This is a genomic window from Cupriavidus lacunae (assembly GCF_003353055.1).
Taxonomy (GTDB): domain Bacteria; phylum Pseudomonadota; class Gammaproteobacteria; order Burkholderiales; family Burkholderiaceae; genus Cupriavidus; species Cupriavidus lacunae.
The window spans coordinates 51,205-73,434 of record NZ_QKWJ01000002.1 but is presented as its reverse complement, the minus strand read 5'-3'; the positions used below and the strand labels follow the sequence as shown (position 1 = coordinate 73,434).

Sequence of the window (22,230 nt, the reverse complement as noted above, 5' to 3'; positions counted from 1 at the left end):
TATTGGGAGTTAAACCGAGCCGACCACCGAAGCGCTGCCGCGCGTGGACATATTGGCCCGGGCAAGGGGCCGCCGTCCGGACATTTTGTCCAGGGCTGTGCCCCGATGCGCCGGCCGCGCGGCGCAATCCGTTGACGGCAAAGGGATGGCGCCCTGGGCACAGCTCTTGCTGAACGAGACGCTCCAGCCCATCGCACCACGCGCAAGAAGAGGCTGCCACTTCCAGGTAGGAGACAACTTCATGTCATATCCCGCGCCAGCGCAAACGCCCTCGCAATCGTCGCAACAGCGGTCGCAACAGCGGTCCCAGCAGGCGTCCCCGTCCCGGCCGGCGTCGCGCCCGTCGCCCTTCTCCAAGGAAGCCATCATCGCCCGCCCGGGCTTCAACCGCTGGATGGTGCCGCCCGCGGCGCTGGCGGTGCACCTGTGCATCGGCCAGGCCTATGCGTTCTCGGTCTTCAACGAGCCGCTGACCCGCATCCTCGGCGTCACGCAGTCCGCGCCGGGCGACTGGCAACTGACCACGCTGGGCTGGGTGTTCTCGCTGGCGATCTTCTTCCTTGGCATCTCGGCCGCCTTTGCCGGCAAGTGGCTGGAGAAGGTCGGGCCGCGCCGCACCATGTTCACGGCGGCGTGCTGCTTCGGCGGCGGCTTCCTGGTGTCGGCGCTGGGCATCTGGCTGCACCAGATCTGGCTGCTGTACCTGGGCTACGGCGTGCTGGGCGGGATCGGGCTGGGGCTGGGCTATGTGTCGCCGGTCTCCACGCTGATCCGGTGGTTCCCCGACCGCCGCGGCATGGCTACCGGCATGGCGATCATGGGCTTCGGCGGCGGCGCCATGATCGGCGCGCCGCTGTCGGTCGCGCTGATGAACACCTTCAAGAACGCCACCAGCGCGGGCGTGGCGCAAACCTTCCTGGTCATGGGCGTGGTCTACTTCATCTCGATGTCGATCGGCGCGCTGGCCATCCGCATCCCTGCCCCGGGCTGGGCGCCCCCGGGCTACGCTCCCACCACCAAAGCCAGCAAGATGGTCACGCACGCCCACGTGCATATCGACCAGGCACTCAAGACCCCGCAGTTCTACCTGCTCTGGCTGATCCTGTTCCTGAACATCACCGCCGGCATCGGCGTGCTGGGCCAGGCCGCGGTGATGATCCAGGAAACCTTCAAGGGCACCATCACGGCCGCGGCGGCCGCCGGCTTCGTGGGGCTGCTCAGCATCGGCAACATGACGGGGCGCTTCCTGTGGAGCTCCGCGAGCGACTACTTCGGCCGCAAGGTGACCTATGCCATCTTCTTCGCCTTCGGTGCCGCGCTGTACATGGCCGTGCCGGCCGTCGGCGCGTCCGGCAACGTGGCCTTGTTCGTGGCCTGCTACTTCCTGATCCTCACCATGTATGGCGGCGGCTTCAGCACCATTCCCGCCTATCTGGCCGACATGTTCGGCACGGCCTACGTCGGCGGCATCCACGGCCGCCTGCTGACCGCGTGGGCTGCCGCAGGCATTGCCGGGCCGGCGCTGGTCAACTACATCCGCGAGCACAAGCTGGCCATGGGCGTGCCCAGGTCGGAGGTCTATGTCGACACCCTGCACATCATGGCAGCTCTGCTCGTCGTGGGCTTCGTCTGCAACCTGCTGATCCGGCCTGTGCATGAGCGCCACCACCTGCGCGAAGTGGCCAGCGCGGCCTGAGCGCGTTCCTCTTCCGATACCAATACACAGGAGACACCACCGTGCAAGACGACCGAACTTTCGGCAAGACGCTGCTGCTGCTCGCGTTCTGGGCCTATGTGCTGATCCCGCTGGGCGCGGGCATCTGGTCGACCCTCGGGAAGGCCATGAAGCTGTTCACCTGAGCGCCCGCGCTGGTCGTCCGCTGCATCACGACCCGTCACTGCAGCGGACGCCGGCACGGTCCCTGCAGCGGGTGCCGGATCGTCGATGCGGCGGGGTCCATCCATGACTGTGATCCTGCGCGAACGCGCTATCTGTATCTGCCTTGCAGCGACGCGCAAGCGCGTCATTCGGCTCTGCAAACTGAGCTTTAGCGGTTCCCCAAGAACTGTATCCCTCTCGGACAAGCTGTAGTCCCTACGCTTGTCCGTAGTGTCGCGCGACACGCCGTCGTGCCGGCGGCAACCCCACGGAGAGCACATCGATGCACGGACTCACAGCCCTGGAACTCGCTCGAATCCAGTTCGGATTCACCGTTTCCTTTCACATCTTATTTCCCGCCATCACGATCGGGCTGGCATGTTTCCTGGCGTTCCTGGAAGCACGCTGGCTCTACACCCAGGACACGGTGTACAAGACCCTGTACCAGTTCTGGATCAAGATCTTCGCCTTGAACTTCGGCATGGGGGTCGTTTCCGGCCTGGTCATGGCCTATGAGTTCGGCACCAACTGGTCTGGCTTCTCCCAGTTTGCCGGGGGCGTCACCGGACCGCTGCTGACCTACGAGGTGCTGACCGCCTTCTTCCTGGAAGCAGGCTTCCTTGGCGTGATGCTGTTCGGCTGGAACCGCGTGGGGCCGGGGCTGCATTTCTTCGCCACGGTGATGGTGGCGCTCGGCACCATGATTTCCTCCACGTGGATCCTGGCGTCCAACAGCTGGATGCATACGCCCGCCGGCTACGTCATCGTTGCCGGCAAGGTGGTGCCGACCGACTGGCTCGAGGTGATCTTCAACCCGTCGTTCCCTTACCGCCTGGCGCACATGGTCATCGCGGCGCTGCTGTCGACCGCACTGTTCGTGGCGGCGGCCTCGGCCTGGCAGTTGCTGCATGACCGCGCCGTGCCCGCCGCCCGCAAGATGCTGTCGATGGCGCTGTGGATGGTGCTGATCGCGGCGCCCATCCAGGCGGTGGTGGGTGACGCCCACGGTCTGAACACGCTGGAGCACCAGCCCGCCAAGATCGCGGCGATGGAAGGGCACTGGAACACCGCCGGCAAGGATGACAAGGGCGGCTTCCCGCTGATCGTTTTCGGCATCCCCGACATGGAGCGCGAGGAAACCCGCTACGCCATCGAGATCCCGCGCCTGGGCAGCCTGATCCTGACGCACAGCCTTGACGGCCAGATCCGCGGCCTGAAGGACTTCCCCAAGGAAGACCGCCCCAATGCCACGGTGCTGTTCTTCACCTTCCGCGCCATGGTTGGCCTGGGCGTGGCGATGATCCTGTTCGGCCTGCTGGGATGGGTACTGCGCCGCAACGGTGTGCTGTACCGGTCCAGGGCTTTCCTGCGCCTTGCCGTGCTGATGGGCCCCGCCGGCCTGATCGCGCTGCTGGCCGGCTGGATGACCACCGAGATCGGCCGCCAGCCGTGGGTGGTCTATGGACTGCTGCGTACCCATGATGCCGTTTCCGCGCATGCGGCTGGCCCGGTGGCGCTGTCGCTGGCCCTGTTCGTGGTGATCTATTTCGTCTGCTTCGGCGTGGGCATCCGCTACATGCTCAAGCTGGCCAGCGCCGGCCCCGCCCCCGACGCGCACCCGCACGATGCGCCGTCCTACGGCCCCGGCAGCGTCGTTCCCGCCGCCATCGCCGCGGCTTCCGCACCCCACGCGATGGCCCGGCACGGCCGCCGCGAACCCTGAACAGGAGATCGACATGGGTATCAACCTTCCCGTTATCTGGGCCGCCCTGATCTTCTTCGGCGTGATGATGTACGTCATCATGGACGGATTCGATCTTGGCATCGGCATTCTCTTCCCCTTCGTCGGCGACCGTCATGACCGCGACGTCATGATGAACACGGTGGCGCCGGTCTGGGATGGCAACGAAACCTGGCTGGTGCTGGGCGGCGCGGCGCTGCTGTGCGCCTTCCCGCTGGCCTACTCGGTGCTGCTCACTGCCTTCTACCTGCCGCTGATGTTCATGCTGATGGGGCTGATCTTCCGCGGCGTGGCCTTCGAGTTCCGCTTCAAGGCCAGCGACCGCAGCCGCCCTTACTGGGACGCCGCCTTCACGTGGGGCTCGGTGGTCGCCGCCTTCTTCCAGGGCGTGACGCTGGGCGCTTATATCGACGGCATCGCCATCGAAGGCACCACCTTCACCGGCGGCGCGCTCGACTGGCTGGCGCCGTTCCCGGTCTTCTGCGGGGTGGGCGTGGTGATCACCTACGCCTTCCTCGGGGTCACCTGGCTCATCATGAAGACCGAAGGCCGGCTGCAATGGACCATGCTGCGCGTGACCAACGTGCTGACCGGCGTGATGCTGGCGATGGTCGCCGCGGTCAGCGTGTGGACGCCGCTGACCCATCCGGAAATCGCGCAACGCTGGTTCGCGCTGCCCAACCTGTTCTTCTTCCTGCCGGTGCCGCTGCTGGTGCTGTTCTCGGCCTTCGGCATCTACCGGTCCCTGCGCAAGCACCCGAACGTGTCGCCGTTCCTGTACGCGCTGCTGATGATCTTCATGGGCTATACCGGGCTGGCCATCAGCATCTGGCCCAACATCATCCCGCCGTCGATCTCGATCTTCGATGCGTCGTCGTCCCCGCAAAGCCAGGGCTTCGCGCTGGTCGGCACGCTGTTCATCGTGCCGATCATCCTGGCCTACACCGCGTGGTCGTATTACGTGTTCCGCGGCAAGGTCAAGCGCGGGGAGGGCTACCACTGATGGCCAGGATCCTGCACTCCGAGGCCACTGCACGGCTGGCGACCCGCCTTGGCTGGCTGCTGGCCCTGTGGCTGGCGGGCGTCGGCACGGTCTTCGTCTGCGCCAGCCTGATGAAGCTGCTGATGCGCGCAGCCGGGCTTGCCAACTGAAGCCATGCCCTCCTCCAGCCCCCTCTCCCGCCCTGTGCTGCCCGCGCGCACCGCCAGCGTGTCCGACACGCTGGCCGCAGCCTGGCCGGGACGCGCCGACTTTGCCCCGTGGCTGCATTCGCTGAAGGTGTTCGGCGCGGCGATGCTGGCGCTCTACGTGGCGCTGGCCCTCGGGCTGCCGCGGCCCTACTGGGCCATGGCCACCGTCTACCTGGTGTCCAGCCCGCTGGCCGGCGCCACCCATGCCAAGGGCACCTACCGCGTCTTCGGCACATTGCTGGGCGCCGTGTGCGCGGTGGCACTGGTGCCCTGGCTGGTCGACGAGCCCGTGCTGCTGATGGCGGCGATCGCGTGCTGGACCGGCACCCTGCTCTACCTGTCCTTGCTGGAACCGGCGCCGCGCAACTACATCTGCCTGCTGGCCGCCTATACGCTGCCGATCGTCGCGCTGCCGACGGTCACCAACCCGGCCACCGTCTTCGACGTGGCACTTACCCGCATCGAGGAAATCGTCATCGGCATCATCTGCGCCAGCGTGGTCAGCGCGGTGGTCTTCCCCTCGCGCACCACGCCGGCGCTGGCCGCGCGCGCATCGGCGTGGCTGGAGCACGCCTCGCGCTGGATCAACGACGTGCTGGCCGCCGGTGCCAGCGCGGGCCAGCGCCACGACAGCTTCAGCCTGCTGGCCGCCGATATCCTGGCGATGGAAACCCAGCTGGCTCAACTGACCTATGAATCCGGCGGCGCTCTGACCCTGCGGCGCGCACGCGCCCTGCACCAGCGCATGACGGCCCTGCTGCCGCTGGTGCTCGCGCTTGCCGATGCCGCCAGCGCCTTGCGCCGGCATCCGGCGGGCATGCCTGACACCGTCGCGCAGCGCCTGCGCGCCACGCTGGCCTGGATCGGCGGCGATGCCGGCGCGTCCCGGCCCCCGCCTTCCTGGTACCCGGCAGGCGCCACGCCGGCCGCACCCGCGGACTGGCATGAAAGGCTGGTCGCCGCCACCTGCAACTACCTGGATGCACTGGCCGATCTCTGGCAAGACTGCCGCCTGCTGCAGGCCAGCCTGCGCCAGGGCGGGAGCGAGCCCACCGCGCTGCGGTACCGCGTGGAACCCGCCGGGCAGGCCCGGCACCATGATCACGCGCAGCTGTTGTTCCGCGGCGCCACCGCCGGCTCGGCCACCTTCGTCGCGGGCCTGCTGTGGATGGTGTCGGGCTGGGTCGACGGCGCCGGCCCGGTCGGCCTGGCCGCGCTCGCCAGCTGCTTTATCGCCACCACCGCGGAGCCGCGGCTGATGGCCGGCCGGGTGATCGCGTGGAGCATCGGCTGTGCGCTGCTGTCCTGGTACTACCAGTTCGTGGTGCTGCAGCTGGCCCATGACTTTGGCTCGCTTGCGGCCCTGCTGTTCGGCCCCTACCTGGTCATCGGCGCCATGACGACGCAGCCGCGCAATGCGCTGTTCGGCGTGTTGCTGGCGGTCACTGCGGCATCGTTCCCGGGCCCGCAGCACCTGACCGGCGCCAGTTTCGCCGGCATCTTCAACAGCAGCCTGGCAAGCCTGGCGGCGCTGGTGTTCGCGGCCTTGTGGGCGGTCCTGATGCAGCCCTTCGGCCAGCAGCTGGTGGCCTACCGGCTGGCCAGGGCCAACTGGAACGAGATCGCGCTGGCGGCGCACCCGCGCGCGCCGGTCAACAGCGCACGGCTGCGCGGCCGCATGCTGGACCGGCTGCTGCGCCAGTGGCCGCCGTTGACCCGCCGCAACAATGCCAGCGGCAGGCAGGCCGGCAGCGCCGTCGCCGACTTCCTGGTCGAATCCGCCGCGCTCGCGCTGCGGCGCGCCCCGGCCGGCGTGCCCGCGCCGCGCCGCCGTGCCTTGGAGCGCGTGCTGGCAAGCGTGGCGCGCCACTACCGCCAGTGCGCGCGCGCCGGCCATGCCATGACGCCCGCGCCCGCGCTGGCCACACAGATCGACGCGGCCTTCGCGGCGCTGGCCGCGACAGCGCATGGCAGCCCACGCACCGCACTGGCGGCACTGGCCACCTTGCGGCTGGCCCTGTATCCGCATACCGACGGAGCGCCCCATGCACGCCACTGAGTTCGACCTGTACGGCGTCTTCGTGCCGGCCACCGTGGTGTGGATGCTGGCCGCGTTCGCGGTGACCGCCGGCGTGCGCGCCGTGCTCGCCCGGATCGGCTTCTACCGCATCGTGTGGCACCGGTCCCTGTTCAATTTCTCGCTCTATATCCTTGTACTGGGCGCGATCGTCGCGCTCGTCTGGCAGGCCCCATCATGATTCGCAAGCTTTCGCTGTTCGGCCCCGTTGCGGTGACCTTCGCGGCCGTGGTCGCCGCGGCGCTGACCGCCTGGCATTTGTGGCAGTACTACACCGAGGCACCCTGGACCCGCGACGGCCATGTCCGCGCGGAAGTGATCCAGGTCGCGCCGGATGTCTCCGGCCTGGTCACGGCCGTGCTCGTCGGCGACAACGGCCGGGTCCAACGCGGCCAGGTCGTGTTCGTGGTGGACCAGGACCGCTTCAGCCTAGCCCTGAAGCAGGCGCAGGCCGAGGCCGCGTCGGCGCGCGCCGCGCTGGCACTGGGCCGGCGCCAGGCGGCGAACGCGGCCGGCGTGGCTGCGGCGCAGGCGCGCGTCGACGAAGCCGACGCCGCGGTGGACGTGGCCAGGCTGAACCTGGCCCGCTGCCGCGTGACCAGTCCGGTCGACGGCCATGTCAGCGACCGCCTGCCGCGCGCCGGCGACTTTGCCACCCGCGGCAAACCGGCCTTGTCGGTCGTGGCCAGCGGCTCGCAATACGTGGAGGGCTATTTCGAGGAAACCAAGCTGCCCGCGATCCGCGTCGGCAGCGCCGCCGAAGTGCACATCATGGGCCAGCGCACCCCCTTGCGCGGACATGTGCAGAGCATTGCGCCCGGCATCGAGGACCAGGACCGCGCCATCGGGCCAAACATGCTGCCCAGCGTCAACCCGACCTTCAACTGGGTGCGCCTGGCGCAGCGCATACCGGTGCGCATCGCGCTGGACCAGGTGCCGGCCGGGGTACACCTGATCGCCGGGCAGACCGCCACGGTCCGCATCCGGGCGCCGCGCGAATGAGGCTCCCAACGCAGCCACACCGATTCCGCCCGAACTGTTCTGCTTCCGCTCCTGCCGATTTGTGCGCCTGCCGGGCGGCCATCGGTCCCTACCATGGACGGCATGGCATGCGCCATGCCCTACCCCATTGCCCCAGGGAGATTCGCCATGCAAGCAGCGCTTGTGCAAGATGTGCCCGCCGCCCCCAGTTTTGACGCACCCGAGCCGGACCACGCATCACCCGCCTGCCGGGACCAGCTGGGCCGGCCGCTGCGCGACCTGCGCCTCTCGGTGATCGACCAGTGCAACTTCCGCTGCACTTACTGCATGCCCAAGGAGCGTTTCGGGCGTGACTATCCGTTTCTGTCCCCCGAGCAACGCCTGTCCGATGCCGAACTGCTGCGCATCGTGCGCGCCTTTGTCAGCCTGGGCGTGGAGAAGGTGCGCCTGACCGGCGGCGAGCCGCTGCTGCGCAAGGGCATCGAGTCGCTGGTCGAGCGCATTGCGGCCATGCATACCCTGGACGGGCGGCAGGTGGAAGTGGCCATGACCACCAACGGCAGCCTGCTGGCCCGCAAGGCGCGCTCGCTGCGCGACGCGGGCCTGGGCCGGGTCACGGTCAGCCTCGACAGCCTGGACGACGGCATCTTCCGCGCCATGAACGATGTGGATTTCCCGGTCGGCCGCGTGCTGGAGGGCATCGACGCAGCCTGCGCCGCGGGCCTGGCACCGGTCAAGGTCAACTGCGTGGTCGAGCGCGGCACCAACGACGCGCAGGTGCTGCCGCTGGTGGAACACTTCCGCGGCAGCGGCGCGGCGCTGCGCTTTATCGAATATATGGATGTGGAGGGCCCGAGCAGCTGGTCGCAGTCGCGCGTCGTCCCCTCCGGCGAGATCCGCGGCATGGTCGAACGCGCGCATGCGCTGCTGCCAGTCGCCAGGCGCGACGGCGAGACCGCCAGCAACTACCTGCTGGCCGACGGCAGCCTGAAGCTGGGCTTTATCTCCAGCGTCTCGCACCCCTTCTGCGGCGATTGCACCCGCGCGCGCGTTTCGGTCGACGGCCGGCTCCACCTGTGCCTGTTCGCCACCAGCTCCGTCGACCTGCGCCAGCACCTGGCCGCCGCCCGCCCGGATGAAGCCGTGGCGGATGCGGTCCGGCAAGCGTGGCAGGCCCGCGGCGACCGCTACTCAGAGCTGCGCGCGGACCGGCTGGCCAGCGGCAAGCGGCAGTACCCGACGGTGCGCATGTCGCTGGTCGGCGGCTGAGCCGCGGGCGCAGCTCCCGGTCACTCAGTCAGGATTCGGGAAAACCTGCGCGGCAAGCTCCGCGCCGGCTGGGGTCAGGCTCGCGTGTCCGCGGCCTTCCTCGTCGATCGACACGTCGGCCAGTCCGGCGGCCTGCAGTTGCGTCAACACGCGCCGCAGCACGCTCATCGGCAGTTGTGCCCGCTTGGCGATCTTGGCGAGCGACCATGGGCTGGCGCCTCCCTCGCGCCCAGCCTGCCACAGGACTTCGAGCGCCGCGACGATGGCGGGGTCGATTTCAGCGTCTTGCATGCTAATGCTCTTCCTCGCCGGGTTCCCGGCTGCGCGCCAGCAAATGCTGCGCGATCTTGCCCAGCGTCTGCACGGCAGACTCGATGCCTGGCGACCATTCCCCGCTGTAGTTCAGCCGGATGCAATGGCGGTAAGTGGCCCCGGGCGCAAACATATGCCCCGGCGCCACGGTGATGCGGTGCTCCAGCGCGGCGTGGTACATCTCCATCGCATCGATGCCCTCAGGCAGCTGCACCCACAGCACATAGCCCCCCGCCGGCCTCGACGTGGTGGTGCCGTCCGGGAAGAACCGGCGCACCGCGGCGGCCATGATGCTGGCCTGCTGCGCATAGGCCTTGCGCACCCGCCGCAGGTGGAAGTCGTAGCCGTCGTTCTTCAGGAACTCGGCGATCGCCAGTTGCGGAATGGCGGGCGTGGTCAGCGTATTGAGGAACTTGAGCCGTTCCACCGCCTCGCGGTAGCGGCCCGGCAGCGCCCAGCCGATCCGGTAGGCATTGGTCAGCGTCTTCGAGAAGGAGGAGCAATGCAGCACGATGCCTGCCTTGTCGAATGCCTTCAATGAACTGGGATGGGCCTCGCCGTAATAGAGCTCGCCGTAGACGTCGTTCTCGATGACGGGGATGTCCTTCTCGGTCAGCATGGCCACCAGCGCGCGCTTCTTCTCATCGGGCATCTGGAAGCCGAGCGGATTCTGGAAGTTGGGCATCACCATGCAGGCGGCCACGCCCTTTTCGTCGATCAGCCGCGCCAGCGCGCCGATGTCGATGCCTTCCGCCGGATCGGTCGCCACCTCGATGGCGCGCATGCCCAGCCGTTCGATGGCATGGAGCATGGCGTAGTAGGTCGGCGACTCCACCGCGATGGTATCGCCCGGTTTGGCCACCGCCTGCAGGCACAGGTTGATGGCCTCGGTCGCGCCGATGGTGACGATCACCTCGTTCGGATCGATGGCGTAGCCGTTCTCGAGGTAGCGGCGCGAGATTTGCCGGATCAGCTCGGGGCTGCCAGGCGGCAGGTCGTCCAGCATGGTCCACTTGGCATAGCGGCGCGCAATATTGTTGGCGTACTGGTTGATGCGCTGCCACGGGAACAGCGAAGGGTCCGGATAGGGCGAACCGAGCGGCACGGCGTCATCGGACCGGATCGAGCGCAGCGTGGAAAGCACCAGCGCGCTGACATCCACCGCCGAGGGCTTGGCACTGGGCCTGGACGGGCGCAGCTCGAACACCGGCTCGCCCGGCCGCGCGCGCACGAAGTAGCCAGACTGCGGCCGGCTTTCGATGATGCCGCGGCTTTCCAGCATGACGTAGGCCCGGATCACCGTGGTAATGCTCATGCGATGGTGCTGGCTGGTCTGCCGCACCGAGGGAATCCGCTCGCCGGGCAGTAGCACCCCCTGTTGCACCAATGCCTCGATATCCGCAGCCAGCTTTTCATATAGTTTCACGCTGCGCTCCCCTTGCCATGTCACTTGCGCCCCGTCGGTGCCTGAATCGGCCCGCACGCCGGGCCGCCGTCAGCTGAGCCAACGATGAAGATCATAGTACGGCAGGGGCACATTTTGGAGCTGTCCGGCACATTGGGGTTCCACCCGCACAAAGCCGCAGGCCTGGCCGAGCGCCGACACCGAGGCCGCGCCCTGCTGTGCATTGACCTGCACGAAGCTCTCGCGGCCGCCGAGGTTGCCGATCTCGCCCACGCGCCAGAAGGCGTCGCCAGGATGCGGGCGCGTGCCCGCCAGTGCGGCCCTGACCCGGCCTACAGGCGGGAACAGCTCCGCGCGCCCCTGCAGGCGGCGCAGCAGCGGCGTCACCAGCAACGCGAAGGTGGCATAGGCGGCCGCCGGATTGCCGGGCAGGCACACCACGGGCTTGCCGCGCAGGCGCCCCACCGTGACCGGCTTGCCGGGCTTCATGTTGACGCCACGGCAAAGCAGCTCGCCGCCCGCCGAAGCCAGCGCCGCCGCGACCAGGTCGCGCTGGCCGACCGAGGCCCCGCCGGTGACCAGCACCAGGTCGGCGTCGGCCGCCAGTTCCCGCAGCATGTCATGCAGGGCGCGCTCGTCGTCCTGCACGTGGCGGTGGCAACTGACCACGGCGCCCATCGACTGCACCAGCGACTCGAGCATCGGACCATTGACGTCATGCACCTGGTACATGTCGCGCGGCTCTTCGTGCACCGCCACCTCGTCGCCCGAAGTCAGGATGGCCACCTCCACCAGCCGGCAGACCGTGGCCTCCGTGAGTCCCTGCGAGGCCAGGGCGGCAATATGCCCCGCGTGCAGCACGGTTCCGGCCGACAGCAGCAGGTCGCCCCGGCGGGCATCCTCGCCCTTGCGCCGGATATGCTGGCCCGCCACGGGTGCCCGCGCGCAGGAGACGCCCCGATAGCTCTCCTCGGCATCCTCCAGCGCGACCACGGCATCGGCGCCGGGCGGGATCACGCCGCCGGTGTAGATTCGGATGGCATGGCCGGGCAGCAGCGGCTGCGGCCGCGTGCCGGCGTAGACGACCTGCTGCAGCGGCAGGCAGGCGCCATCGCGACAGTCTTCGCAGCGCACCGCGTAGCCGTCCATGGCGCTGCGGTCCGCCGCGGGCGTATCGATGACCGCATCCACGTCGCTGGCCAGCACGCGGCCGGTCAGCAGGCCCAGCCACACGGTTTCAGTCTGCCGCACGGGCTCCGCGCACATCGCGAAGACGGCCTGCGCCTCGTCAAAGTTCAGCATGTTGCGCCTCCGCGAGTGGCTTCCAATGCGGCGCCGGTGTAGTCGACATAGCCATCCTGGCGGCAGAAGCTGAGCAGGCGCAGACCGGCCTGCTCAGCGATACGGATCGCCAGCGAGGTCGGCGCCGAGATCGTCGCCAGCATCTGGATATTCATGCGCGCCACCTTGCGCACCAGTTCATAGCTGGCGCGGCTGGACAGCAGCACGAAGCCCTCGTCCATCGCCACGCGCTGCATCGCCAGGTGGCCGATCAGCTTGTCCAGGCCGTTGTGGCGGCCCACATCCTCGAACACATGCAGGATCTCGCCGCCCGCGTCGCACCAGGCCGCGGCGTGGACGCCCCCGGTGGCCTGCATCAGCCGCTGGTGCGACGGCAGCGCCGCGACGGCACGCTCGATCATCTCGCGCGACGGCGTCAGCCGGGTGGCCGGCTCGGGCATGCGCTCGGGCTGGAGGTCGAGCAGCTCGATGCTCTCGATACCGCAGACGCCGCAGCCGGTGCGCCCCGCCAGCGCACGCCGGCGGGCCCGCATGGTGGCAAAGGCGTGCTCGCTGATCTCCATCTGCACCTCGGCGCCGTGCGCGTGGACGCGCACTTCCAGGTCGTGGATCTCCGCGTTGCGGCTGACGATGCCCTCGGTCAGCGAGAAGCCGACCGCGAACGCCTCCAGGTCCAGCGGCGTGGCCATCATCACGGCGTGCGAGATGCCGTTGTACACCAGCGCCACCGGCAGTTCTTCCGCCACATTGTCCGTGGCCGGCTGCACCACGCAGTTTTTGTGCCGCACGATGCTGCGTGCTTCATAGCCTGTGTGTTCAACCAGTTCGGTGCATTCCATGGGGGTCTCTCGAAAAAATAGATACAGCGCCCGCTTGCATGCTGTCGGCTTGCACCCCTCTCCCGCTTGCGGGAGAGGGGTGCGTTCATCAGTGACAGCGGCTTGCGTTCGCCGCAGCGGTGCACGCGTGCAGGATCAGCGTGCCACCGCTGCCGGCTGGAGACGGGACGGCGTCAGCAACACCGGCACCGACTTCGACGTGGGCGTGCCGCAGCCATCGCCAGTGCTTTCCAGCGGGACCAGCGGATTGGTCTCGGGGTAGTACGCCCCCAGGCAGCCTTGCGGGATGTCGTATTCGACCAGCACAAAGTCCTCGACATGGCGCTGCACGCCGTCGTCCCAGACACTGGTGATGTCCACGTGCTGGCCCGCCTTCAGGCCAAGCCGCGCTAGGTCGGCGGGGCTGATGAAGACCACCCGGCGCAGGCCGAACACGCCACGGTAGCGGTCATCCAGGCCGTAGATCGTGGTGTTGTACTGGTCGTGCGAGCGCGTCGTCATCATCACCATGAGCTTGTCGCCATACTTCTGGCGGGCACGGCTGATGGGGGTGTCCTTGTCGATGCGGTTGACCAGGAACTGCGCCTTGCCCGACGGCGTATGCCAGACGCGGTTGCATGCCGCGGGCGTCAGGTGGAACCCGCCCGGCACCGCCACGCGCTCGTTGTAGCGCTCGAAGCCGTCGATCACCTGCTCGATGGCATCGCGGATGCGGGCATAGTCCTGCGCATACCAGAGCCAGTCGATCTTTTCCGAGCCGAGCGTGGCCGCCGCCATACGCGCAACGATGGCAATCTCCGACAACAGGTGCGGCGACGCCGGCGCGTTCATGCCGAACGAGATATGGACCATGCAGACCGAGTCCTCGACGGTCACGCCCTGCGCCACGCCATCTTGCTGGTCGATCTCGGTGCGGCCCAGCGTGGGCAGGATCAGCGACGCCTTGCCGTGCACCAGGTGGCTGCGGTTGAGCTTGGTGGCAATGTTCACGGTCAGGTCGCACTGGCGCAGCGCTTCGAAGGTGCGCGGCGTATCCGGCGTGGCGGTGGAGAAGTTGCCACCCAGGCCCACAAAGACCTTGACCTTGCCCTCGAGCATGCCCGAGATGGTGTGGACCACGTCATACCCATGCTGGCGCGGCGGCTCGAAGCCGAAGGCGGCCTGCAGGCGGTCCAGGAATTCCTGCTCAGGCTTCTCTTCGATACCCACCGTGCGGTCGCCCTGCACGTTGGAATGCCCGCGCACCGGCAGCAGCCCGGCACCCGGGCGGCCAATGTTTCCGCGCATCATCATCAGGTTGGACAGGATCTGCACCGTCGGCACGGAATGCTTGTGCTGCGTCAGCCCCATGCCCCAGCAGGCGATCACGCGCTTGCCCCGCGCATAGACCTGGGTCAGCGCATCGATATCCTCCTGCGACACGCCCGACTCGGCAATGATGTCGGCCCAGCTTTCCGCGCGCAGGTCTTCGACAAAATCGCCGAAGCCGATGGTGTGCTCGCGCACGAAATCCACGTCGATCAGGCGCTCGCGGCCGTGCCGGATGGCCTCGTCGTCCAGTTCGACCAGGCGCTTGGCCATGCCCTTGATCAGCGCAAAGTCGCCGCCCAGCTTGGGCTGCACGAACATCGAAGCGATCTTGGTGCTGGAGCCGGTCAGCATCTCCACCGGGTGCTGCGGGCTGGTGAAGCGCTCCACCCCGCGTTCGCGCAGTGGGTTGATCGACACAATGGTCGCGCCACGCCGCGCGCACTCGCGCAGCTCGCCGAGCATGCGCGGATGGTTGGTGGCCGCGTTGTGGCCAAACAGCAGGATGGTGTCGGCATGCTCGAAGTCATCCAGCACCACCGTGGCCTTGCCCACGCCGATGGTCGGCGGCAGACCCCGGCTGGTGGCTTCGTGGCACATGTTCGAGCAGTCGGGGAAGTTGTTGGTGCCGTAGGCGCGCACGAACAGCTGATAGAGGAACGCGGCCTCGTTGCTGGCGCGGCCCGACGTATAGAACGCAGCCTGGTTCGGGTCCGGCAGCGCGCGCAGGTGGCGCCCGATCAACGCAAAGGCCTCATCCCAGGCAATCGCACGATACTTGTCGGTCTGCGGGTCGTAGACCATGGGGTGCGTCAGCCGCCCGTGTTGCTCCAGCTCATAGTCCGTCTGCGCCATCAGCGACGTCACCGTGTGCTGCGCAAAGAACTCCGGCGTCACGCGCATGCTGGTGGACTCGGCCGCCACGGCCTTGACGCCGTTCTCGCAGAATTCAAAGGTGGAGGCGTGCTGCCGGTCCGGCCAGGCACAGCCGGGGCAGTCGAAGCCATCGGCCTGGTTCTGCTTGAACAGCATCTTGTACTTGCCACCGGCAACCTTCTCCTTGATCAGGTTGATGGCAACGTACTTCAACGCACCCCAGCCGGCGGCGGGGTGGGTGTAGGGGGCGATGTGGCCTTTTTCAGGGGTCGGGGAGCTCATTGGCGTGGTGTCCTGTAACGACGGGGGCGCTGTCCGGCCTGCCCCTGTACTGCCGGAGCCAGGAAGCCGGATCGTTGCGGTGACACCAGATTAGATTTCCCGGGGGTTTCCGGGTGTGTACAAACGGGGGCGCGTGGGGGGAGCACAGTCTTGCGATGGCGTGTCGGCCAGTATCAGCCACGCCGTCCACCCCTCATTGCTGAAAATTCACCCCCATTCTAGGATGCGTCTGATTCCATCACGGTATTCGGATCGGTAGCCTTTGGCTGGCACACACGCATGCCGGCCACGTGCCTGCAGTCTTGCTTCGCTTGCCGGCCTACCCGATCCGAAGACATGAACAAGAACATCCATCGCCTGGTTTTCAATGCCGCGCGCGGCATGCTGGTCGCGGTGCAGGATAGCGCAACGGGACATGGCAAGGGTCGGCAAGGTAATGCCGGGCGCGGCGGCCAGGGCACGGCATTCGTGCCGGTGCAGTGGCTCACGGTGCTGGCGGCTTCGATGATGGGCTTGCCCGTGCTGGAGGACCGGTCCGCACACGCGCAGACCCTGCCGATCCACGTGGACAAGACCGTGCCGGGACAACGCCACGTGGTAGGGGTAGCCGCCAATGGCGTGCCCGTGGTCAACATTGCGTCGCCAAACCGGGATGGCGGGACCAGTGTCAACAATTTCACGCAGTACAACGTCGGGCCTGCCGGCGTGGTGCTGAACAACAGCGGGGCCAGCAGCCAGTCCCGGATCGCGGGCTGGGTCCAGGGAAACATGATGCTGGGGAACCAGCACGCCAGCAACATCGTGGTCCAGGTGACCCAGCCGAACCCTTCCCAATTGCTCGGCGCACAGGAAATTGCGGGCAACCGCGCCAACCTGATCATGGTCAACCCCGCGGGGGTGTATTGCTCGGGTTGCGGCACCATCAACGCGGACCGCTTCACGCTCTCCACCGGGCGCCCGGTATTTGGTGCCGACGGAAATCTCACGGGCTTCGACGTGCGCGAGGGCAACATCAGCATCGGCGGCCAGGGCTTGTCCAGCCCGCAGGCGCAAGTCGACCTGCTGGCCCGCTCGATCAACGTTAATGCCGAACTGTGGGCCAGGCACCTGACTGCGGTCACGGGCACCAACCAGGTCGACTACCAGACCCTCAATGCCGCGCCGCAGGCAGGCACGGGCCCCGCCCCGCAGTTCGCCCTGGATGCGTCGGGGCTGGGGTCGATGTTCAGCGGCGCGGTCCGCCTGATCGGCACAGAACAAGGGGTAGGCTTCAACCTCGGTGGCGGCATCACCGCCCGCGCGGGCGACATCGTGGTGGAGAACAATGGTGACGTCCGCGTGCTGGCTGGCGGTCGTCTGCAAGCGGATGGGAGCGCGTCGGTAGCCGGGACCAACATCGACAACGCCGATGCCGCAACGCTGGACAACACCCGTGGCGAGGTGACCTCGGGCGATACCGCGCAATTGAACGTGGGCGCCTCCTTCAATGCCGATGGCCTGCTGGCTGCCAATGCGTCGCTCGACATCCAGGGCACAAGCCTCACCGGCGACGGCACCGTCCAGTCCCAGGGCAAACTCAGCGCCAGGCTGACCAGTGATTTCCACAACACCGGGAAGCTCAGCGCCGGCAAGAACGTCACCTTCGACACCAGCGGCGACGTGACCAACGACGGCGTCATCACCGCTGGCGAGGGGCTGGCGGTAAGCGCGCGCAACGTGACCAACTCAGGCGAGCTGTTCGGCCAGGTGTCGAACACCATCCACGCCGACCAGGCGATCGCCAATAGCGGCCTGATCGATGGCGGCGCCGTGCGCGTCGAGGCCGGCACCACGGTGACCAACCTCGGCCGCATCTACGGCGACACCCTCGCCATCGGCGCCGGCCTGACGATTCTCAACGAGATCAACCCGGCCACCGGCAACGGTGCCGTGATCGCCTCGCGCAGCGGCGACGTCGACCTCGGCGCCCCGGAGATCGTCAACCGCGAACACAGCCTGATCTACTCGGCGCAGGACCTGAACGCGGGCGGCGCGCTCGACACCAGCGGCAAGGCCGCCGGACAGGCCAGCACGCTCACCAATGCCTCGGCCACCATCGACGTGGCTCGGGACGCCAACCTTAACGTCGCGATGGCATCCGATGGTCTCGCTCAGGCAGCCCCGGTACTGTCGTGATGGTCAGCCATGATGGGAACCAGCGTATCGCGCTTGATCTTCTTCGCCAGCGACCACTTGTGGACTTCCGTCGGGCCGTCGTAGATGCGGAACGCGCGCACTTCGCGGAAGATCTGTTCGACGATGGTATCGCGCGACACGCCCATGCCACCCATGATCTGCACGCAGCGGTCGGCCACGCGGAACAAGGCGTCCGATACCGCCACCTTGGCCATCGAACTCTCCGCGGTGCCCAGCGAGCCACCGTCGAGCACGCCCGCGCACCAGTCGATCATCAGCGCGGCCTGCTGCAGGTCGATCAGGTTCTCGGCCAGCATGAAGCCCACGCCTTCGTGGTCGATCAGCAGCTTGCCGAAGGCCTTGCGCGTGGTGGCGTAGGCGCGCGCGATCTCATCGGCTCGCGCGACACCGCCGAACCAGCGCATGCAGTGCGACAACCGCGCCGGCGACAGGCGGACCTGCGCATAGCGGAAGCCCTCGTTGACCTCGCCCAGCACCTGGTCCTGCGGCACGCGCAGGTCGTCGATCAGCACCTGCGCATGGCCGCCCGGCATGGAGCTGTCGATGGTATCGAGCAGGCGCTCGATGCGGATCGCCGGATGCGGCAGGTCGACCAGGAACATGGTGGCCTGCGCGCGCTCGCCGTCGCCGGTGCGCGCCATCAGGATGCCCACCTGCGCGCCCTCCGCGCCGGTGATGAACTTCTTGCGTCCGCGGATCACCCAGTCATTGCCGTCCCTGACCGCCGTGGTCTGCAACATCGAGGGATCGGAACCGGCACCGCCCTCTTCTGCAGGCTCGGTCATGAAAAACGCCGAGCGAGCCTCGCCGCTGACCAGGGGCTCCAGGAAGCGTTGCTTCTGCGCCGCCGTGGCCACCTTGCCGAGCAGGAACATATTGCCCTCGTCCGGCGCCATGGTGTTGACGGCGACCGGCCCGAGCGGCGACAAGCCGGAGCGCTTGAGCACGGCCGCGGTCTCAAGCTGGGTCAGGTGAGAGCCATCGGGCAGGATATGTGGCGTCATGACGCCGGCAGCGCGCGCCTTGTCGCGCAGTTCGGCGACCAGGCCGACGGTAGGACCGTGGGCTTCGCAACGCGGATCGCGCTCATAGGGCACCACGATCTCGCGGACAAAGCGCTCGACGCGATCGGCGATGACGCGGCTTCTTTCTGTTGGGCAGGCGGTGAACATGGGATGGAGCGTGGCAGTGGCGTGGGAGGATTTGATTGTAGGATGACACCAGTGCATGCGTACAGCCAATTGCTGTGGCCAGAACATGAACAAACCCCGACATCCCACCCTTGATACCTTGCTGACCGAAGTACGCGCTTGCCGCGTCTGCGCCCCACACTTGCCCCTCGGCCCGCGCCCGATCGTGCGCGTCGGGGCCGGCGCGCGCATCCTGATCGTCGGCCAGGCGCCGGGGACCCGCGTGCACGAAACCGGCATCCCCTGGAACGATGCAAGCGGCGATCGCCTACGGCAATGGCTTGGGGTCGACGCCGCCACCTTCGTCGATACCTCGCAGTTCGCCATCATCCCGATGGGGTTCTGCTATCCCGGACGCGGCAAGAGTGGCGACAACCCGCCGCGCCCCGAATGCGCGCCGCTGTGGCTCGACCGCCTGCTGGTGGAACTGCCGTCGATTGAATTGACCTTACTGGTCGGCCAGTACGCGCAGCGCCATTTCCTGGGGGCGCGCCGCAAGCCGACGCTGACTGAGACCGTCAGGGCATGGAAAGACTACGCGCCCGACTTCATCCCGTTGCCGCACCCGTCCCCGCGCAACCAGCCGTGGTTCAAGCAGCATCCGTGGTTTGAGGGCGAGGTGTTGCCGATGCTGCGTGATCGGGTTGGGGTGCTGTTGCGGCACGGCGGATAAGCGATTGCGGACGTCGCGCGTCCACCCTCACTGCGCGCACAGCACCGCCGCCATCTCCCTCGCCGCCCCCTGCAGCGTCGGCACCGCCTGCAACAGCGCCTCCAGCGATGCCCGCGCCGTCGGCGCATGGCAGGCAATCGCCGCCACCACCCGCCCCGGCCCCGCGCCGTCCGGCTCGCGCACCGGCACCGCCACCGCGCACATGCCGCGCACAAATTCCTCATGATCCACGCCGATGCCGCGCGCGCCCAGCCGGTCCAGCTCGGCATTGAGCGCAGGCGCATCGGAAAGCGTGCGCGGCGTGTGCGGGGCGAGGTCCAGGCGCCTGAGCATCTGCTGGCGTTCCAGCCGGTTCATCGCTGACAGGAACAGCTTGCCGCTGGCGGTGCAATGCAGCGGCACGTGGATGCCAGGCGAGAGCTGCAGGCGCAGTGGTTCATGCGTCTCCACGCGTTCCACGTAGAGCACGCGGTCGCCGTCGAGCGCGGTGAGGTTGCAGGTCTCGCCCAGGCTCGCCACCAGCCGGGCGAGGATGGCGCGGCACTCGCGCAGCAGCGGCGGGCTGCGCAGCGTCTGCAGCGCCAGCGCCGCCGCGCCGGGGCCTGGCACATAGCCGCGTTCGGCCGGCATCCGGACCACGAAGCCGGAACGCTCCATGGCCGCCAGCAGGCGCATCAGGGTCGCCTTGGGCACGTGCAGGCGCTGCGAGAGCTGGGACAGCGTTTGCGGATGCTGCGCCCTGGCCAGGCTAGACAGCACCATCAGCACGCGCAGGCTGCGTGCATCTTCCTCCACCGCCCCGTCTTCTGCTGCAGTGCGATTCTGAAACGGGAATTGCACGTTCTGTTTCACAACCGGCGTCTCCTCGCGATTGGGCTTTCCATTCCAGCTTAGAAAAATAGAATCCGGAACAGAACGTTTCAGATTATAGACAAAAGCCGGGTGGTTATGCGCCTGCCGGCCAGAACAGGAGACAGCGACGATGTCGCAAACCGTTGACTACATCGTGGTGGGCGCCGGCTCGGCCGGGTGCGTGCTGGCCAACCGGCTCAGCGAAGACGGCCGGTATTCGGTCTGCCTGCTGGAGGCCGGCCCGCCCGACCGCTACCCGTGGATCCATATCCCGATCGGCTATGGCAAGACCATGTTCCACAAGCAAGTGAACTGGGGCTTCTACACCGATCCCGATCCGAATATGCTGAACCGCCGCATCTACTGGCCGCGCGGCCGCACGCTGGGCGGCAGCAGCGCCATCAACGGCCTGATCTACGTGCGCGGCCAGCGCGAGGACTACGACCACTGGGAGGCGCTGGGCAATCCGGGCTGGGGCTGGGACCACTGCCTGCCCTACTTCCGCAAGCTCGAGAACAACGACCTCGGCGCGGGCCCGACACGCGGCACCGATGGCCCGCTCAATGCCACCTCGATCGACCGGCAGCATCCGCTGGTCGATGCCTTCATCGGCGCCGGCCAGGCGCTGGGCCTGCCGCGCAAGACGGACTTCAACGGCGGCGACCAGGAGGGCGTGGGCTACTACCAGCTCACCACCCGCAAGGGCTGGCGCTGCTCCACCGCGGTGGCCTACCTGCGACCGGCGCGCGGGCGCGCGAACCTGCGCGTGGAGACCGACGCGCACACCACCGGCGTCCTGTTCGAAGGCAAGCGGGCCGTGGGCGTGCGCTACACCCAGCATGGCCAGCCTTATATCCTGCGGGCGCGGCGCGAGGTAATCCTGTGCGCCGGCGCGCTGCAGTCGCCGCAGTTGCTGCAGTTGTCGGGCATCGGCCCGGCGCCCCTGCTGCAGGACCTGGGCGTCCCGGTGGTGCATGCCCTGCCCGGCGTCGGAGAGAACCTGCAGGACCATCTGCAGATCCGGCTGATCTATGAGGTGGCAAAGCCGATCACCACCAACGACCAGCTGCGCACGCTGACCGGCAAGGCGCGCATGGGCCTGGAATGGCTGCTGATGCGCAGGGGGCCGCTGGCGATCGGCATCAACCAGGGTGCGATGTTCTGCCGCGCGTTGCCGCAGGAAAGCGCCACGCCGGACACGCAGTTCCATTTCTCGACCCTGTCGGCGGACATGGCCGGCGGCATGGTGCATCCGTTCTCTGGCTGCACCTATTCGGTATGCCAGCTGCGCCCCGAGTCGCGCGGCACGGTGCGGATCCGCTCGACCGACCCGTATGAGCCGCCGTCGATGCAGCCCAACTACCTGTCGGCCGAACTGGACCGGCGCTGCACGGTCGCGGCGGTGCGCTACGCCCGCCGCGTGGCGCAGACCGAACCGATGCGCGGCCTGATGAAGCGCGAGTTCCGGCCCGGCGACGACGTGCGCAGCGACGACGAGATCCTGCACTTCTGCCGCGAGTACGGCGCCACCATCTTCCATCCGTCGGGCACCGCAAAAATGGGCCCCGCCGCCGATCCGCTGGCGGTGGTCGACGCGCGCCTGCGCGTGCACGGGGTCGGCGGCCTGCGCGTGGTGGACTGTTCGGTGATGCCCACGCTGGTTTCGGGCAACACCAACGTGCCGGTGGTGATGATGGCCGAGCGCGCGGCAGACTTCATCCGCGAAGACGCACGGCGGGAAATCCACCCCGTCGATGTCGCGCCACCGATGGCGGACGCCGCCTGAGCGGCTTTCTCCGATCATCGTTGCCCCCAGGCCGGGCATCCATAACACCAAGGCCAAACCCTGCAGTGCAT

Annotated in this window: 19 protein-coding genes; 12 read left to right on the top strand and 7 right to left on the bottom strand. The window is 67.8% G+C overall.

Annotation, left to right across the window (positions count from 1 at the left end):
* Positions 1–241 precede the first annotated feature (241 nt).
* The 9 genes from DN412_RS02345 (at position 242) to moaA (ending at position 9,138) form a co-directional block, all read left to right on the top strand.
* Positions 242–1,696 (top strand): L-lactate MFS transporter, encoded by a 1,455-nt coding sequence (locus tag DN412_RS02345; protein ID WP_115013037.1) that lies wholly within the window; start codon positions 242–244, stop codon positions 1,694–1,696.
* A 41-nt stretch (positions 1,697–1,737) separates the two neighbouring features.
* Positions 1,738–1,860 (top strand): MFS transporter small subunit, encoded by a 123-nt coding sequence (locus DN412_RS45410; RefSeq protein ID WP_272939552.1) that lies wholly within the window; start codon positions 1,738–1,740, stop codon positions 1,858–1,860.
* A 302-nt stretch (positions 1,861–2,162) separates the two neighbouring features.
* Positions 2,163–3,602: a cytochrome ubiquinol oxidase subunit I gene (locus tag DN412_RS02340; protein ID WP_115013036.1), complete on the top strand. Its 1,440-nt coding sequence runs from the start codon at positions 2,163–2,165 to the stop codon at positions 3,600–3,602.
* Between the two features lie 13 nt (positions 3,603–3,615).
* Positions 3,616–4,623, top strand: a complete 1,008-nt coding sequence (gene cydB / locus DN412_RS02335) for a cytochrome d ubiquinol oxidase subunit II (RefSeq protein ID WP_115013035.1) — start codon at positions 3,616–3,618, stop codon at positions 4,621–4,623.
* Positions 4,623–4,772 (top strand): DUF2474 family protein, encoded by a 150-nt coding sequence (locus tag DN412_RS02330; protein ID WP_115013034.1) that lies wholly within the window; start codon positions 4,623–4,625, stop codon positions 4,770–4,772. The genes cydB and DN412_RS02330 overlap by 1 nt, the downstream gene beginning before the upstream one ends.
* Before the next feature lie 4 nt (positions 4,773–4,776).
* Positions 4,777–6,870: an FUSC family protein gene (locus tag DN412_RS02325; protein ID WP_115013033.1), complete on the top strand. Its 2,094-nt coding sequence runs from the start codon at positions 4,777–4,779 to the stop codon at positions 6,868–6,870.
* On the top strand, positions 6,857–7,069 hold the full coding sequence (locus tag DN412_RS02320) for a DUF1656 domain-containing protein (RefSeq protein WP_018313632.1): 213 nt from the start codon (positions 6,857–6,859) through the stop codon (positions 7,067–7,069). Before DN412_RS02325 ends, DN412_RS02320 begins: the two co-directional genes overlap by 14 nt.
* Positions 7,066–7,890, top strand: coding sequence for an HlyD family secretion protein (locus DN412_RS02315; RefSeq protein WP_115013032.1), 825 nt, complete (start codon positions 7,066–7,068; stop codon positions 7,888–7,890). Before DN412_RS02320 ends, DN412_RS02315 begins: the two co-directional genes overlap by 4 nt.
* A gap of 147 nt (positions 7,891–8,037) precedes the next feature.
* A complete protein-coding gene (gene moaA / locus DN412_RS02310) occupies positions 8,038–9,138 on the top strand; it encodes a GTP 3',8-cyclase MoaA (protein WP_115013031.1) in 1,101 nt (366 codons plus the stop codon).
* Positions 9,139–9,162: 24 nt separating this feature from the next.
* On the opposite strand, the gene DN412_RS02305 is transcribed toward moaA, so the two are convergent.
* The 5 genes from DN412_RS02305 to DN412_RS02285 form a co-directional block, all read right to left on the bottom strand.
* Complete coding sequence (locus tag DN412_RS02305; protein WP_115013030.1) at positions 9,163–9,429, bottom strand: helix-turn-helix domain-containing protein; 267 nt, start codon at positions 9,427–9,429, stop codon at positions 9,163–9,165.
* 1 nt (position 9,430) lies between these two features.
* Positions 9,431–10,876: an aminotransferase-like domain-containing protein gene (locus DN412_RS02300; RefSeq protein WP_115013230.1), complete on the bottom strand. Its 1,446-nt coding sequence runs from the start codon at positions 10,874–10,876 to the stop codon at positions 9,431–9,433.
* A gap of 69 nt (positions 10,877–10,945) precedes the next feature.
* The gene (locus DN412_RS02295) at positions 10,946–12,157 is read right to left on the bottom strand and encodes a molybdopterin molybdotransferase MoeA (protein WP_115013029.1); all 1,212 of its coding nucleotides are present in this window, start codon (positions 12,155–12,157) and stop codon (positions 10,946–10,948) included.
* The gene (gene fdhD, locus DN412_RS02290) at positions 12,151–12,996 is read right to left on the bottom strand and encodes a formate dehydrogenase accessory sulfurtransferase FdhD (protein WP_115013028.1); all 846 of its coding nucleotides are present in this window, start codon (positions 12,994–12,996) and stop codon (positions 12,151–12,153) included. The genes DN412_RS02295 and fdhD overlap by 7 nt, the downstream gene beginning before the upstream one ends.
* A gap of 135 nt (positions 12,997–13,131) precedes the next feature.
* On the bottom strand, positions 13,132–15,462 hold the full coding sequence (locus DN412_RS02285) for an FdhF/YdeP family oxidoreductase (RefSeq protein ID WP_115013027.1): 2,331 nt from the start codon (positions 15,460–15,462) through the stop codon (positions 13,132–13,134).
* Positions 15,463–15,798: 336 nt separating this feature from the next.
* Here DN412_RS02285 and DN412_RS02280 point away from each other — a divergent pair, with 336 nt between their 5' ends.
* Positions 15,799–17,637 carry a two-partner secretion domain-containing protein gene (locus tag DN412_RS02280; RefSeq protein WP_115013026.1) on the top strand — a complete coding sequence of 613 codons (1,839 nt, stop codon included), beginning with the start codon at positions 15,799–15,801 and terminating at the stop codon, positions 17,635–17,637.
* On the opposite strand, the gene DN412_RS02275 is transcribed toward DN412_RS02280, so the two are convergent.
* On the bottom strand, positions 17,613–18,830 hold the full coding sequence (locus tag DN412_RS02275) for an acyl-CoA dehydrogenase family protein (RefSeq protein WP_115013025.1): 1,218 nt from the start codon (positions 18,828–18,830) through the stop codon (positions 17,613–17,615). The genes DN412_RS02280 and DN412_RS02275 overlap by 25 nt on opposite strands.
* Before the next feature lie 85 nt (positions 18,831–18,915).
* On the opposite strand from DN412_RS02275, the gene DN412_RS02270 reads away from it, so the two are divergent.
* The gene (locus tag DN412_RS02270; protein WP_167471061.1) at positions 18,916–19,521 is read left to right on the top strand and encodes a uracil-DNA glycosylase family protein; all 606 of its coding nucleotides are present in this window, start codon (positions 18,916–18,918) and stop codon (positions 19,519–19,521) included.
* A 27-nt stretch (positions 19,522–19,548) separates the two neighbouring features.
* On the opposite strand, the gene DN412_RS02265 is transcribed toward DN412_RS02270, so the two are convergent.
* On the bottom strand, positions 19,549–20,373 hold the full coding sequence (locus DN412_RS02265) for an IclR family transcriptional regulator (protein WP_115013023.1): 825 nt from the start codon (positions 20,371–20,373) through the stop codon (positions 19,549–19,551).
* 130 nt (positions 20,374–20,503) lie between these two features.
* On the opposite strand from DN412_RS02265, the gene DN412_RS02260 reads away from it, so the two are divergent.
* Complete coding sequence (locus tag DN412_RS02260; protein ID WP_115013022.1) at positions 20,504–22,159, top strand: GMC family oxidoreductase; 1,656 nt, start codon at positions 20,504–20,506, stop codon at positions 22,157–22,159.
* The last annotated feature ends 71 nt before the right edge of the window (positions 22,160–22,230 follow it).

Coding starts and splice junctions, on each gene's coding strand:
- DN412_RS02270 (WP_167471061.1), top strand. CDS start 18,916: ATGAACAAACCCCGACATCCCACCCTTGATACCTTGCTGACCGAAGTA.
- DN412_RS02305 (WP_115013030.1), bottom strand. CDS start 9,429: ATGCAAGACGCTGAAATCGACCCCGCCATCGTCGCGGCGCTCGAAGTC.
- DN412_RS02325 (WP_115013033.1), top strand. CDS start 4,777: ATGCCCTCCTCCAGCCCCCTCTCCCGCCCTGTGCTGCCCGCGCGCACC.
- DN412_RS02260 (WP_115013022.1), top strand. CDS start 20,504: ATGTCGCAAACCGTTGACTACATCGTGGTGGGCGCCGGCTCGGCCGGG.
- DN412_RS02345 (WP_115013037.1), top strand. CDS start 242: ATGTCATATCCCGCGCCAGCGCAAACGCCCTCGCAATCGTCGCAACAG.
- DN412_RS02315 (WP_115013032.1), top strand. CDS start 7,066: ATGATTCGCAAGCTTTCGCTGTTCGGCCCCGTTGCGGTGACCTTCGCG.
- DN412_RS02295 (WP_115013029.1), bottom strand. CDS start 12,157: ATGCTGAACTTTGACGAGGCGCAGGCCGTCTTCGCGATGTGCGCGGAG.
- DN412_RS02275 (WP_115013025.1), bottom strand. CDS start 18,830: ATGTTCACCGCCTGCCCAACAGAAAGAAGCCGCGTCATCGCCGATCGC.
- DN412_RS02285 (WP_115013027.1), bottom strand. CDS start 15,462: ATGAGCTCCCCGACCCCTGAAAAAGGCCACATCGCCCCCTACACCCAC.
- DN412_RS02320 (WP_018313632.1), top strand. CDS start 6,857: ATGCACGCCACTGAGTTCGACCTGTACGGCGTCTTCGTGCCGGCCACC.
- DN412_RS02280 (WP_115013026.1), top strand. CDS start 15,799: ATGAACAAGAACATCCATCGCCTGGTTTTCAATGCCGCGCGCGGCATG.
- fdhD (WP_115013028.1), bottom strand. CDS start 12,996: ATGGAATGCACCGAACTGGTTGAACACACAGGCTATGAAGCACGCAGC.
- cydB (WP_115013035.1), top strand. CDS start 3,616: ATGGGTATCAACCTTCCCGTTATCTGGGCCGCCCTGATCTTCTTCGGC.
- DN412_RS02330 (WP_115013034.1), top strand. CDS start 4,623: ATGGCCAGGATCCTGCACTCCGAGGCCACTGCACGGCTGGCGACCCGC.
- DN412_RS02340 (WP_115013036.1), top strand. CDS start 2,163: ATGCACGGACTCACAGCCCTGGAACTCGCTCGAATCCAGTTCGGATTC.
- moaA (WP_115013031.1), top strand. CDS start 8,038: ATGCAAGCAGCGCTTGTGCAAGATGTGCCCGCCGCCCCCAGTTTTGAC.